This is a genomic window from Stieleria mannarensis, from assembly GCF_014154935.1.
Taxonomy (GTDB): domain Bacteria; phylum Planctomycetota; class Planctomycetia; order Pirellulales; family Pirellulaceae; genus Stieleria; species Stieleria mannarensis.
Genome location: NZ_JACEHH010000011.1, coordinates 94,502 through 109,599 on the forward strand (window position 1 = coordinate 94,502; position 15,098 = coordinate 109,599).

General features: G+C 59.4%; 7 protein-coding genes. 4 read left to right on the top strand and 3 right to left on the bottom strand.

Features of this window, described 5'->3' with window-relative positions; all coding sequences use genetic code 11:
* Positions 1 to 4 precede the first annotated feature (4 nt).
* From H1B37_RS09715 to H1B37_RS09725, 3 genes are all read right to left on the bottom strand, one after another.
* Positions 5 to 1,171: an ATP-binding protein gene (locus H1B37_RS09715; RefSeq protein WP_182866450.1), complete on the bottom strand. Its 1,167-nt coding sequence runs from the start codon at positions 1,169 to 1,171 to the stop codon at positions 5 to 7.
* A gap of 344 nt (positions 1,172 to 1,515) precedes the next feature.
* Positions 1,516 to 6,645 (bottom strand): DNA-binding protein, encoded by a 5,130-nt coding sequence (locus H1B37_RS09720; protein WP_182866451.1) that lies wholly within the window; start codon positions 6,643 to 6,645, stop codon positions 1,516 to 1,518.
* Positions 6,642 to 7,802 (bottom strand): DUF4132 domain-containing protein, encoded by a 1,161-nt coding sequence (locus H1B37_RS09725; RefSeq protein ID WP_286177577.1) that lies wholly within the window; start codon positions 7,800 to 7,802, stop codon positions 6,642 to 6,644. The genes H1B37_RS09720 and H1B37_RS09725 overlap by 4 nt, the downstream gene beginning before the upstream one ends.
* 435 nt (positions 7,803 to 8,237) lie before the next feature.
* Between H1B37_RS09725 and H1B37_RS09730 the strand changes: the two genes are divergently transcribed.
* The 4 genes from H1B37_RS09730 (at position 8,238) to H1B37_RS34350 (ending at position 15,056) form a co-directional block, all read left to right on the top strand.
* Positions 8,238 to 9,008 carry a response regulator gene (locus H1B37_RS09730; protein ID WP_182866452.1) on the top strand — a complete coding sequence of 257 codons (771 nt, stop codon included), beginning with the start codon at positions 8,238 to 8,240 and terminating at the stop codon, positions 9,006 to 9,008.
* A 676-nt stretch (positions 9,009 to 9,684) separates the two neighbouring features.
* Positions 9,685 to 11,268: a sensor histidine kinase gene (locus H1B37_RS09735; protein WP_182866453.1), complete on the top strand. Its 1,584-nt coding sequence runs from the start codon at positions 9,685 to 9,687 to the stop codon at positions 11,266 to 11,268.
* Positions 11,265 to 11,717 carry a response regulator gene (locus H1B37_RS09740; RefSeq protein ID WP_182866454.1) on the top strand — a complete coding sequence of 151 codons (453 nt, stop codon included), beginning with the start codon at positions 11,265 to 11,267 and terminating at the stop codon, positions 11,715 to 11,717. The genes H1B37_RS09735 and H1B37_RS09740 overlap by 4 nt, the downstream gene beginning before the upstream one ends.
* A 45-nt stretch (positions 11,718 to 11,762) precedes the next feature.
* Complete coding sequence (locus H1B37_RS34350; protein ID WP_182866455.1) at positions 11,763 to 15,056, top strand: chemotaxis protein CheB; 3,294 nt, start codon at positions 11,763 to 11,765, stop codon at positions 15,054 to 15,056.
* Positions 15,057 to 15,098 lie beyond the last annotated feature (42 nt).

Genomic DNA, 15,098 nt, shown 5'->3' on the forward strand with positions numbered 1-15,098 from the left:
TGGATCACAACGTGTCATCGAGAACACCGCGCATCGCGCTCAGTTTGTCCCACAACGGTTCCCCGTTCTTGGCGCGCCGCCGGACGGGACCGTCCCAGTATCCCAGCAGTCGTTCGCGGTCCTTTTCGTCGTCTTTCATCACCACACCCAGCAGGTGCCCCGGCATCCGCGAGACGGGATCGAATCCGGATGGGAAGAAGGCACTTTCACGCATGATGGCGGTCGCCACCGCGACCGCTTCGGCGGTGCTCATCACCGTGCTGGGCCGATTGACTTGCCAGCCTTCGTCGGTGCGACCGCTGCGAAGGTCGCGAAAGACGGTGACCAGCAACTCGACCAATGACGCGTCGATCGGTTTGTCGCTGCCCGATTCATGCAGCAGTGCCGCGGCGCGGGTCGACACCAATTGGCACTCGCGGTTCGCATCAGAAATCGGCGCGATGGTTTCGAAATTGAATCGACGTTTCAGGGCCGCCGACATTTCCGACACCCCGCGGTCTCTCAGGTTGGCCGTCGCGATCAGCGAGAACCCCGGCGCGGCGAACACGCTGGAATCTTCATCGCCCAGTTCGGGCACCATCATCCGGCGTTCGCTCAAGATCGAAATCAACGCGTCCTGGACTTCGGGCAAACAGCGTGTGACTTCTTCAAAGCGGACGATCTTGCCCTGCCGCATCGCCTGCATGACCGGCGAGGGGACGAGGGCTTCGGGTTGGGGGCCGCGATCGAGCAGCATCGCATAGTTCCATCCGTAGCGGATTTGGTCTTCGGTCGTCCCGGCGGTGCCTTGGACGGCCAACGCGCCGCTGCCGCTGATCGCGACGGCCAACAATTCACCCAACATCGATTTTGCGGTCCCGGGTTCGCCGACCAACATCAGCCCGCGTTCACCGGCCAGCGTCACGACACAACGTTGGATGATGTCTCGGGGGCCGACGAATTTTTCGCTGATCGCCAGCGCCGTCGATTTCTTGGTGCCGACCTTTTCGCCGTCGGTGCCACAGATGAAATCGACGACCGAAGCCGGAGAGAGCAGCCAGCCGTCCGGCCGAGGATTGGTATCCACCTCACGCATCACCGCCAACTCCGCCGCATAGCGAATCTCCGCCGGCGGGGCTTGGATTTTTTTGGCCGGTGTTGAAGCGGAGGCGGATGCTTTCTTTTTCGCCATGGCTTGTTCTAAGGTTTGATTTCCCTTCGCGTCATCGGTGTCGAATCGGCGGAAGCAACGCTCCCTGCCGAGGTCGTGTGGTTTTTGAAATTACCCTCCCTTCCAGGGAGGGTCGCGGAGGAGTTTCCGACGACGCGGGGAGGGTTCGCTGTGGCTCGGAAGCACTCAACCAACGCCAATCGACCCTCCCCTCGCTACGCTCGACCCTCCCTGGCAGGGAGGGTGAAGTTGTTAACTCCTGTTAAGTCAGCGGTTAAAAACCGCACGGCCTCTGCCAGGGAGGGTTTTGTCCGTTGGGACGTCCTACTGACATGCACGATATTCCCTAAATCCGACTGTATGAATCACGAGGTGGTTTGCAATGTCTCTTCATAACGTGGTGCGTCGCCGGAGGTGACGCGGTCATAGGCGAAGCGGAACTGCGATGCGACCGGACGCGTGCAAACCAACAACGCCGCGGTGCCGCCTCGCAATCGACCCGTGCCATCATGACCGTACATGGACAGCTTCCACGTTTCGACCGGCAGATTGGGCAACTTCAACGGTTCCCACCCACCGGGCAAAAAGATGTCTCGGCCGGCGCGACCGCGTTTGGCGCTGACCACCAACTTTTTCTCGACCAGTTCCGCGGCGATCTTTTTGTACTCCGCCGGCTTCCAGCCGTTCCACGCTTGAACGTTCTTTGCCGTCGGGTCGGGCAAGGCCAAGATTTGCAGGTACAAACAGGCCGCGGCATCGCTGATCCCTTGGTCCTTGGCCACTCGAGCCACCAAGTCGGGCACCGAGACCAGTGGGGCCTGTTCCCAGGTTCCATCGGGCAGCGCGTCACCCTGGTTCCAAGCGATCAATTCATCGGCGATGTCGGACCGCATCTCAAGCACGAACCTGGCGAACTCCAGGATCTCCGACCCATCCCCTTCGTAGTGAAAGGTCATCTTACCTGCCGCGGCCAGCATCGCCAGATCATCGCTGCCGAGCAATTTGGAGGTGCGAAAGTGCAGCCGACAGACCGGCGGGTAGATCGCGCCGACGATCAGACCACTGTCAAACTCGTAGTGTCCTTGCTTCTTTCGCTCACACGGCGCGATCACCTTTGAAAACTGGTCGACCGTCGCTTCGACGTCGATCTTGTTCTCGCCGTACCAATCCCGTGTGGTTTGGGTCGCTCCGAACGGCAGCGTCGTTTCCGGGGCGTCCAGCCACTCGCGCGCGGCCTGGATCAACGCCGGAATCTTGCGTCGCGCCGGATCACCGAACGGGGTTGCGTAATTGACCCACCCGACCGCGTCAAACAGTTGTGGCAACACCTTTTTCAAATCCAACGGCGGTTCGGGAGTGTAAACCGCGTCCAGGATGTGTTGCTGATACCGATTCGATTGCGTCGCGTATTGGAACGTCGTTTTACGTTTCGCCCAGATGCCTGAATCTTTGGGATCCGACAGCAATTGCAAAAATGCTTTGCGGTCCAACGGCGGGTAGCCGAACCCGACGTGCTCCAGCGGTGCGGCGGCTTGCGGCGGCAGCGTCACGGTGGATTCGCGTCGCTTTTTCCAAGCTTGGACCATTCGGGTAAAGGCTTCGTTTTTGCCGCTGCCGATCGCGCCAGCCGGATCGTCCAGCAATCCCGCGGACAACAACGACATCGGCAACCCTTCGCCGTCCAGTCCGGCGATCGCCTGTTTGATCTCGTTCAGTTTCCAACCGTAATGCGATCGCAGTTCTTTGGTCAGCTTTTCCTGGCCGTAAGGACTGGTCCGTAAGTCGGCCATCCACGCCAAGCCGACTTGGACGGGCGATGCACCGAGTTGTTCAGCGGCAGCGGCCAGCAATTCGGGTTCGATCAACGGCAGCGTTTCGAGCCCGGCGACCGCATCGACGAACGCTTGGACTTGCTTGCTTCCCCAGCCGCGCCGCAGCGGGATCGCTTCCAGAATCGCATACGGTTTGGGCGGCTTGGGATTGCCGGATTCGATGTATTCCAGCACGTGGATTTCTTCGGCCCCATAACCTCCCAGCGCGTAGGCAACGTAACGATGCTTGCCGTTAGTGAACGCGATCGCCTTGCCGCGCTGGGGTGCGTAGGGCTTATTCTCGGCGCGTTTGGCGTCGGCTTCGGAAAAGCCCTTGGCGATGTAATAAACAAACTTGCCCTTCCAGTCCAAGATACCGCGCTGGGCCAGGTAGGCGAGTCCCCGGAGTCCCAAGCTGGTCAGAAAACGTGCCTTTGCCGGTGCATTCTGTGTGGCTTCGTTATCGGCCCCGATGGTCGATTGCATCCAAAACCACTTCCAAGCCGCCGCGCAAGGGTCGTCGATCACGGAGATCCAATCGGGGTTGCCGGGGGGGATCTTTTGTTGATTGCCGGTTTCGAAGAAGTTGGTGACGACCTCGATGTGGGCTTTAGACGCACCGGTGTTGCCGTAACGATGGATGTCCGGGCGGTTGCTGCCGGGCCAGCGGATGGTCAGATCCGACAGGCCGTCCGCGGTGGGACTCGAGTCCTGCGTTTCTTTTGACTCCGCCGGCTTGGCTTCGTCTTTCGGCGGTGCCGTGATCCGTTCCAGAAAGGATGCCAGTGATGCCTGTTCGGCGGCCATGATGCTGACGATTTTGCCCAGGCCTTTTTGCAGCCGTGGCGGCGCGTCGGGCAACCATTTTTCGACCGCTTGGACAACGGCCTCACGGTTCGGATCCGATTCGGCTTCTTCCTTCTTCTTGCGGTGGGCTTGATGCTGTGCCCTGCCGGCTTCCAACAACACCTTGGCTTGCTTGGTCGAGATCTTTCGCAGCTTGGCCGATGCCTGCTTGCAGCGGACGGTGTAGTGGTGAAAGAAACGATGGGACAGATTCATCGGCTGGCCGATCCGGTAACGGTTGGCTTTTTCCTGCAACAGTGCGATGCCGATTCCCGTTTCGGCATCGATAACGGTTCCTCCGGCGGTGATGACCCAGTGGCTGTCCGACCCAGGCTTGTCCATCATCGCGATCGGGACTGGGGCGTTTTCGAACCCGTGCGGGCCCGGCTGCAGCGTGCACGTGCGTCCGTCGATCCCACGACCGATTGTGCTTCCGTCACGCATCGTCCGGACGCTCCAGCCGAGCAATCCGTCGGCACTCCCCAGTGGCGATGCTTCCAATCCCTCCGGTGTCGGCATCAGAAAACACAGCGGCCAACGAACCGTAGCGTTTGCCGAAAGGTCCGGTTCAAACCAGCCGGGAACACTCTCGCGAAGCTTCTTTCCCGTGACCGGATCGATTTCTTGCAGGGTCGTTGTGTGGGTCACCTCGCCCGAATCACCGTCAACCTGGTACTGCATCGGATCCACTTTCAAGATCCAACAACGCTGGCCGTCGCTCAACCAGTCGTTGCGTGTCGGCAGCTTGGTATCACCGGGTTTCAGTAAACGGCTCCCGAAGAAGACACCATCCTGCAGTGGCATCCAATACTCAGGGACCAAATGCCAATAGCTCCCTTCGAGCTTCTTGACGTCTTTGGGATCGCTCAGCCAACAGATCTTTGCTTCGTAGTTGGATGTGTCTTGATAGACCACGACGGTGTCATCTCCGACCGGCAGAATCGCGTAGGGTTCGGTGGATTTGGTGAAGGCGTATTCGGCACGCACCTTGTATCCGGCGGGGCCGAATTCTTCGATCTTTCCGTCTCGGACGAAAATCAGCGTGGGAAACGATTCGATGAAAAACTTGTCCCGACGACGACTTCGGATCATCGGCAACGTGCTCGCATCGTCGGCGTCATCGAGCGGCTTCCAACCATATTCGTCCAAGATGCCGCCGGCGATAGTGCGTTGGAGCGTGCCGACCAGGTCGAGTTTTTTTAACCGTTTCAGAACCTCGGGGAACTGTTCGATCGTGCTGCGTCCGATGGCCGAACGGATCTGGTTCAACGTGAGTTCGAAATCGGCCAGCCCGCCGGTTTCCAAAACCGACAGTTTGTAATCCAGGAATTGCCACCAGATGTCTTTCAATGCGTCGTGGCCCGCGGCGGCTTGATCAAATCGACGGCCGCCGTGCCCGTATTGATCCCCATGACGCCGCGACGACTGATCACGGCAGATCAGTTTCGGAATCAGGGTGCGAACACGCGACGAAAAACGTTCATCGTCCAAGACGTGCGTGAGCGACGAATTGCGCCGCGAGTGATCGACGTCGCCTTGCATCCAACCGGCGAACCCGATCCCGGCGCCCTGGTCGATGTCGGCCAGCGGAATGTTTAAATCCAAACACGCTTCGATCACATCCACATCGGCCGGCACCGACGCCCAGCCCTGGGATTTTCCTAATTGCAGTGGCACGCCCTCGTCACGCAGTGCGTCGGCCGCGGATTCCAGCAGTTCGAAAAAACGTTTCGGCGGCGGTGTGCTGGCCATCGCAAGACGGCTGAACCAACCGGCACGTCCACCGGGCAAATCCACGTCGTCGGGGAACTTTTCCGCCGGCAGTGCGAGCAACGGCAACACTTTCCATTGTTCCAGTTGGTCGATCCACTTCCATGCCGTCGACTCCGAATAGTAATTCGACTCGCAGTTGGTGTGGACCAGCAACCAACCCCCAAACGAATCGGATTGTTTGACCAGGTGGGCGATCCGCTTGCTGACGGATTTCCAAAACTGTTGCGGGGCGCGCGACATCGACGGGGCGGAGATGATCTCTTTAAGCAACCGATCGATTTCCGCATCGGGATCTTTACCGGCCAGCTTTGACAATCGAATCAGATCCTTTGCCGCATTGGCCATCGGGGGCATCCCGCCGAGTGTCCGCCGCACCAGCAGATCGCGAAAGGTCTCGAAGGCTTCGTCGGGTTCAAATTGTTGTTCCAGGTCCTTGGTGTATTCGCCGAGTGCCCTGCCGGACAAACAGCCACTGAGGGCGAACTCCAGCACCGCGTCGCGGCGGCGTTCCCGGTCCACATCGAGCGCATGGACCCGTTCGGCCTCGAGCGCTTTACCGAGTCCACGTCCGGCGTAGGTTTGATTGCCCAACTCTTTAAAGATCCGCGCGGCTTCCTCCCAGAACGGCGGCAGAAAATGGCGAACCGATCGATTCAACTCCTCCGCCATTTCCGTGAACGCATCCCAGGCATGACCGGGTTTGGATTTCGCTTTGCGTGCCGCCGCCTTGATCCGTTTGACCAGCACCAAGGCGTCTTTAGCGTTTTCCGGGTGCGTGATCAGTGCCCAACTGGCGAATCCGAGTGCCCTCCGAGCCTGGATCGCCAGCGGCTTGCTTTCACCGGCCGGCTCAAGCCCCAAAAACTCCATCGCCAAATCTTCGGCCGGCCCCAACCGCTCGGCCCCCAGGCGGACGATCTTGCGGTCGCCCAAGACGGCGCCGGTGTAGGTTCGCGCGACGACCTTTTCGGTGGTTTTCGGGTCAACCTTGGCCTTGATCGGCAACATGCCGCCGGCAACCAATTGAGCCTCGATGTCTCGCTTTGATTTCGTCGTCTTGCTCATGCGTCTTCCTCCGACGAGTCGACTTTGCGTTTGGCATAGATCTCCGAAGCCATCCGCACGCCTTCGCTGAACGTGACCGGTCCGATCGAGTTGATCCGCTGGGGTTTCTGGTTTTCGTCGACGAACACCAAACCGCCCGTCCACGTCGGCGACTCGGGATACTCATCCCCGACGAAATACCGGGCCTCGATCAACGCGTGGTTCTCCCAGACACGGCAGGTCGCATAGCCGCCGCGAACGGGATAGCCCAAGCGACGACAGTGGGACAATGCAAAGTTCAATTGTTCGAAGTGGCCGCCGGAAAAGTCGTTGATCGAATTGTGTTCCGATTGGTCCTCGGTCGGCTGATAGATCGGGCGATAGAGTTGGTCGATCGATTGTCGGATGCCCAGATCGCCGGCCAATTCACACAGCTCTTCCAGATCGCCGATCAAGATCGGGTGGGGCACGGCAAAGGCGTCGCTTTTGAACCACCGGGTTTCGCCATCCAGGTCGATCACCCCCAGGCCGCGTTTCGCATCGACCTGGCGAAGTAATCCGGCACGCTCGAGGTCGAACTTTCCGCCCGCCGCCACCGGCACGATCACCATGTTTTCGACGCCGGCACGCCACGCCGGATCGGCCCAGATTTCGTTTAGCACGGTGCGGGGGATCGACAAGGAACGCAGCATCCAGCGTTCGACCGCGTGCAAACATTCCAATTCATGTTCGGCCAACCAATCCGCGAGTGCCATCAACGACTCGGCCGTTTCGGTTTCCTTCAGCCACTTGGGAACCGACGCGAGCGATTTGCCTTTGGGGTTTTGACAGACGAGTTTTCCCGCGCGGAGCCCCAGCTTGTAATCCCGCTCGGTATCCACCCACGCGTCCTGCTGTTGGACCGTTGACGTCATCGATTTCCCCGCCTGTTTCAAACCGCCCTGTAAGACTGCCCCGAGCCGCCAGGTGGATATTGTGCCACAGTAGCGCACGGCGGTGGGGAAGGGGACGCGGGGGAAAAACGTCGGTAGGAAGATTAAGGCCAAGTGGATACCGCGATCGGTCAGCACATCGAGCGCTTCGTCCCAAGGACGTCCCATGCCGCCTTCGAAAGCGGCGACTGCATCGCGCAGCGGCCGCAATTGATCCGAGCCGGCAATCGCTTGCGCCGCAGGCATTGACCCGATCGCGTTGCGCAAGGGGTGAGCGCTGACCAGATCGATCAAAGTCTCCAGACGCGGCACTTCGGCGTAGCCGACCAAGCAATCTAGCCGAGGATTCGAGCGGCCGCGGAGAATCTTGAGCAACCGATTGTCTCACTCTCCCCTGTTGTCTTTTTCGCACATCGAAATGCCTTCAAATTGACCGCAGGATTGTTCTTTGAAACTGGTATTTGCGGATCGCCGCAACGGTGCTATGATCCCCCCCATGAAGATTGTGAGGTAGTGATACCTACCGGTTTGTTGACTGGTCGACTGGATGTCACGCGATCAAATTTCCGTGTTTGTTGTCGCGGAAAGGGGCAACGCTCCGCACCAAAGCGGGGACGCCGACATCCACATGGGAATCCCTCGGGGCAGCACGGAGGATTCTCGGTCGTAAGGAGACCAGTCATGTTAGTGATTTCACGTCGACTCAACGAATCGGTTCAGTTCCCGAATCTGGGAATCACAGTCACCCTTCTCAAAAACACCGGTTCGCGGATTCGGCTCGGCATCGACGCTCCCTCGGAGGTCGAGATCCTTCGCAGCGAGCTGGCTGGCGGTGAACTGGCTGGCGGTGACTCGCGGACGTGTTACGACAATTCGCATCGGAGTGCTTCATCGAATCGCCATCTCGATTCCGCATCGAAGATTCTGAGAAAGCTGCGGACGACGGTCGAATCGATGCAGTGGGACGACTCGCGGGCGCTGCTGACTGCGGCGTTTTGCGAATTGAGGTCACTTGATGAACAGGTCGAAGCCCGGCGAAACGGAATGTCGTTGGCCGGCGCCGCGCCGCGCCGCGCTTTGCTGGTCGACGACAACCGCAACGAATCCCGGCTGCTTGCCAGCTACCTGCGGCTGAAGTCATTCGAGGTGGACGTCGCTTACGACGGGGCGGATGCTGTGGAACATCTGGACAACGGTGAAAAGCCCGATGTCGTGTTGTTGGACATGAACATGCCCAAGTACGACGGCCGCTGGACGGTCAACAAGCTGCGCAGCGATCCCCAGCATTGTGGCCTCAAGATCCTGGCCGTCAGCGGGATGGAGCCGGACGATTACGACGTCCCGATCGGCGCGTCGGGCGTGGACCGCTGGCTCCGCAAGCCGCTCAACCCCGAAGAATTGGTTCGCGAGATCGTCCAGAGTACCGCGCCGGACCCGTTGCTATCGGCCTGAACCAAGACCACTTCGGCAAACCATGATCGTCTTTGCCGGTTGCCGGCTGAACCAGCGATATCGGCGGGTTCAGTATGCGGAAGTCATGCGGATGGGGCAAATCCGCGTGACACCGCCGGCCACCGGCGAGAGCGGGGAGCAGGGGTCGGGGCAGAAGCGTTTGGCTTCCCCCGGCTCCCCGCAGTTTTTTCTTCTCCATCTGCATCAAGTCAAGCGATCGAAGCATTGGTCAAGTAAGCTCAGACTTTCTTTCCTGGGGTTGCGGTCACTCCGCTGCGCTCGTTCCCTGACGCCAGGCTATGGATGTGCATGCCCTTTGAGCAAGTGCCGCGGAATGAATTCCGCAGCATCGTGAAACAGCCTTCTGGGCGAACAAAGCCATTCGCGTGACGGCCTGTCGATTTCCGGGCCCGCTGTGTGAGCCAGGGGCTGATCCGGGGAACTCGACAGACGTCACCTGCGCGGCGACCGTCCGGATCGGTACACTGACGCGGGGGGTCGCCGAATCGAACGCTTGCGGCATTGATCGATTTTTCCGGCGGATTTGGCGGGCGGCCGAAGGCGGCGGGGGGGAATCGCGTCGGAGCCGATCGTGCCGGCGGCGATGCTGATCGAGGCATCGGCACGGTGTTCTGCCAGCAATTCAGTTTTTCTGCCAGCAATTCAGGGGCTTTGGATGGACAAGTTAGCGGGCATCATTGCGCTGGGCATCATTGCGCTGGGCATTGTCGGCACCGCTGTTTCGCTCGCGTTCTCAGGCGACGTGTCGTTGCTGTGGGACACCGCCGACTACCCGCCCCGCTGGCATTGCGGTCGCTGGACGCCGCTGATGGGATGGCTGCACATCGTCAGCGATTTCGCCACCTGGGTCGCTTACGTGGCGATCCCGATCATGCTGGTGTATTTCGCCCGCTCGCAACCGGAAATCCCGTTCCGGAATCTGTTTTGGCTGTTCAGCGTCTTCATCTTGTTTTGCGGATCGACCCACCTGATGGAGGCCATCATCTTTTGGTGGCCTGCGTACCGATTGCTGGGGGTGTTGAAACTGGGGACCGGGATCGTGTCGATCGCGACGGCGGTCGTGTTGAGCTGGACGATCCCCAAGATGCTTCAAATGCAAAGCCCCCAGCAGTTAGAAAACAAAGTCACTCAGCGGACCGCGGAATTGGAACTGGCCCGGTTGCAACTGCAGCGTGTGATCGACCAGAGCCGCAATTTCCTCGGGATCCTGGATCTCGACGGCACACTTTTGGAAACCAACCAGGCATCGCTGACGGCAACCGGACTCCGCAAGGAAGACGTTCTGAACCGGCCATTCTGGGAAACCGGCTGGTGGAAAGATTTCTCGTCGATGAAGCCGACCCTGGAAAACGCGATCGCCGATGCCCGTAACGGACAAGGCACCCGATTCGAACTCAAGCGCCAGTCGGCCGAGGGGTCCGTGATCATCGTTGATTGCTCGCTGCAGCCGATGCCGGGTGCCGACGGACAGGTCGCCTGGATCCTGTCCGAAGGCATCGACATCACCGATCAACGGATACGTGAAGACGAATTGAAGCATCTCAACTCGGAACTTTCCAAGAGCAATCGCGAATTAGAACAGTTCGCCTATGTGGCCTCGCATGACCTGAAGGAGCCGTTGCGGAAAATTTCCTCCTTCGCCCAGCTACTTCAGCAGGAGTACGGGAGCAAGCTTTCCGAAGAGGCCACCGAGTACATCGAATTTATCGTCAGCAGCGCCGACCGCTTGATGACGTTGATCAGCGACTTGTTGTCGATTTCTCGGATCAGCTCGCAAGGCAAACAGCTCGCCCCGGTCGACGCCAACGCGGCGCTGGCCGAAGCGATCAGCAATCTGCAGATGGCGATCGAAGAATCGGGCGCGGAAATCACCGTCGAATCGTTTCCGACGCTGATCGCCGATCCGAACCAATTGACCCAGCTGTTCCAGAACTTGATCGAAAATGCGATCAAGTATCACGGGCAGAATCCTCCGCAGATTCACGTCGGCGGCCGGCAAATCGGCCCCCAGTACGAATGTTTCGTCAAAGACAACGGGATCGGGATCGAAGAAAAATACGCCGAGCGGATTTTCGAGATCTTTAAACGGCTGCACAGTCGCGGCGAGTATCCTGGCACGGGCGTCGGGCTGGCGATCTGCAAAAAGATCGTGCAACGCATGGGCGGACGGATATGGCTGGAATCGACGCCCGGTGACGGCAGCACGTTTTACTTCACCATCAATAGGCAAACGACATGATCGACATCGGCCCTCCCCCGCGGTTGATCGATATTTTGCTGATCGACGATGACCCCGGCGACATCCTGCTGACCAAAAAAGCGCTCAAGGGCAGCAAATTCTACAACACGCTGAACGTCGCCGCCGACGGCGTGGATGCTTTGGAATACCTGCGTGGCGCCGACGCAAGTGAACGTAAACAGTTGCCCGATCTGATCCTGCTGGATTTGAACATGCCGCGGATGGACGGCCGCGAATTCCTTCGCGAGATCAAACAAGTCCCGGCCTGGAAACGCATCCCCGTCGTCGTGCTGACCACGTCGGATGCCGAGAAAGACATCCTCAAATCGTATGACCTGCATGCCAGTTGCTACATCACCAAACCGATCGGGCTGGACCAGTTTCAAGAGGTCGTCAATTCGATCAAGGGATTTTGGTTGGCGATCGTCAAGTATCCGCCCAAGTCGTAGCGGGCCAGGCAGCCCCTTGTTTTCGATCCCGATGAGAACGAATAGGTGACCGACGTGGACACGAGCGAGCCCGAACCGCCCGCCCCCTCCCCCGAATCTTCCGGCACACTCGACTTTTACGTGGTCGGGATCGGCGCTTCGGCCGGAGGATTGGAAGCGCTGGAGCATTTTTTCGACAACGTCCCGGCCGAATCGGGGATGGCGTACGTCGTTGTGCAGCACCTGTCGCCCGACTTCAAAAGTCTGATGGACGAACTGCTGGCAAGGCACACGTCCATCCCGATCTTTCGCGTGGAAGACGCAACGACGGTCAAGCCCAACGCGATTTACCTGATTCCGCCCAAGAAGAACATGACGCTGTCCGGCGGCCGCTTGCTGCTGACCGAACAGGATGCCTCCGGCGGGCTCAACTTACCGATCGATGTGTTCTTCCGCTCGCTGGCCCAGAATGCCGGCGAGCGTGCCATCGCCGTCGTTCTTTCGGGAACCGGCAGCGACGGGTCGCGGGGAATCCGTGACGTACACGATGCCGGCGGACTGGTGGTCGTTCAAGACATCGACACGGCCGGATTCGACGGCATGCCACGCAGTGCCATCGCCACCGGGATCGCCGATGTGGTCACCTCGCCCGGCGAGATGGGCGGATTGATCTGCTCCTACGCCAACGATCCACAACAATTCACCCGGCAGGTCAACGAACGCGAACGGATCGCGCTGCCGGGGACGGAACTGCAGGTCATCTTCCGACTCTTTCGCAAACGCTTCGGAATCGACTTCACGCTCTATCGCGCCAACACCATCAACCGGCGGATTGAACGTCGGATGAAGATGACGCGTTGCGTCAACTTGGCCGACTACGTGCAGATTCTCGAATCGGACGTCAACGAACTCGATGCGTTGTATCGCGACCTGCTCGTGGAGGTGACCCAATTCTTTCGTGACCCGCGTGCGTTTGAACGTCTCCGTGCCGACGTCATCCCGCCGATCGTCTCCGCCGCCAAAGAACCGCACGACGAAATCCGCGTCTGGGTTCCCGGATGTGCCACCGGCGAGGAGGCCTATTCGATCGCGATCCTGCTGGACGATTGTCTCTCCGATGCGAAGAAACGCTGCCCGGTCAAGGTGTTTGCAACCGACGTGCACAGCAACTCGCTCGAAATCGCCGCCGCGGGGATCTATTCCAGCGAGGCGCTCAGCAACGTGCCCAGCGAACTGCGGGCCCGGTACTTCACCCGACACGGCAACACCTACCAGGTCTCGCGCGAATTGCGCAAGACCGTGATCTTTGCCCCCCACGACATCACCAAAGACCCGCCGTTTACGAAGATCGACCTGCTGTCCTGCCGCAACGTGCTGATCTACCTGGAATCGGAGGTCCAGAAACGGGTCCTGGCGTTGTTTCACTTCGGCATGAAGGTCGGCGGCGTGATGGTCCTGGGCCCCAGCGAAACCGTGGCCGAACTGTCGCGAGAGTTCGACACACTCGACCAACACTGGCGGATCTTCCGCAAACTGCGCGACGTTCGACTGCCGGAATCCAAAACGATGCCGCTCTCGCCGGCACTGACCAGCATCATCCGCGAAAAACCTCGCTTCGGCGGGATCGCCCGGATCGAAGACGGGCTGGAATCCTCGGTCACCGACGACCTGCTGGAACGCTACGTCCCGCCCAGCCTGTTGGTCAACGAACATTACGAATTGATGCACTCCTTCGGCGACGCCCGCCGGCTGCTGACCCAGCCCAAAGGCGTCCCCACGCTGGAGGTGTTGAAAATGGTCGAAGGCGACTTGCGGATGGCACTCAGCGCCGCCCTGCACCGCGCGACGCGAGAAAAGGAACGCGTCGTCATCCAGGGGATTCGACAGAACGAGGAAGGGCAACGACGGACGATGCAAATCGTGGTCGAACCCTACAACAAACGCAATCAAAGTCTGTACCTGATCTGCATCGAAGAACTCAAAGAACCCGATACGCCTCCCGAACCGAACGCCGAACTGTTCGACGCCAGCGATCAAGCTGCCCAACGCATCGTCGATCTGGAACGCGAATTGGAATTCACCAAGGAATCGCTGCAGTCGGCCGTCGAAGAACTCGAAAGCAGCAACGAAGAATTGCAGTCGACCAACGAAGAACTGGTCGCCAGCAATGAAGAACTGCAAAGCACCAACGAAGAACTGCACAGCGTCAACGAGGAACTTTACACCGTCAATGCGGAGCACCAGCACAAGATCGAAGAGCTGATGCAGCTGACCTCCGACATGGACAACCTGTTGTTGAGCACGGAGATCGGGACCATTTTTCTGGACACCCAATTGCGGATCCGGAAATTCACACCCGCGATCACCGCCGCCTTCAACATCATGGAGCAGGACATCGGGCGGCCGATCGATCAATTCGCCTACAACCTGGACAACTCCGAACTGTTGCACGACGCCCATCGCGTGCTCGATTCGGATGCGGCGTTTGAACGCAAGGTCTCCGCCCGCGACGGCACCAGTTACCTGCAACGCATCCAGCCCTATCGCAGCAGCAACGGCGAAACCAGCGGGGTCGTCATCACGTTCACCGATATCTCCTCGGTCGTGCACGCCGAACTGGAACGCAAGCAGCGGACGCACTTCGAAAAAATCAGCGGCGACCTCCAGGATTTCGCCTACAGCGTCTCTCACGACCTGAAAGCTCCCATCCGCCAGGTGTATGAGTTTTCGAGAAGTCTGCATGATTCGTTGGCGCCCGAGATTCCTGAATCATCGGCCGAAGAATTGCAAATGCTGCACCGTGGTGCCGAGCGATTGAACGAATTGCTCAATTGCCTGCTGGAATACTCACGCGTCAACACCCGCGGCGCGAGCCCCAAGCCGACCGATCTGGGAGAACTGGTCGACGAATTGACCGACCGGCTTGCCGAGCAACTGCAACCCTCCGACGCGATCATCTCCCGCGGCATCCTGCCCCTGTTGGCGGTCGACCCGGCACAGTTCCGGGCGTTGTTTGAACACCTGATCGACAACGCAATCAAGTACAGCGAATCGCCGCCGCGGATCGAGATTAACGCCGAGGTCGACGGGGACGATGTGGTGATTTCGGTCAGCGACAACGGCATCGGGATCAAGCCGCACCATATCGATGAAATCTTTGTCGTGTTCCGCCGCTTCGTCACCCGCCGCGACATCCCCGGCAACGGCCTGGGGCTGGCACTTTGCAAACGAATCGTCGAACGCCATCGCGGCACCATCTGGGTCGAATCCGAACCGGGGCAAGGCGCCACGTTCTTCATTCGTTTGCCGGATGTCCAAGAGGCGATCAACAACGCGACCAACAGGCCCTCGTCGGGCTAGCAGACGACCACCAACCGGAGTTTTACATGCAGTACGATACAG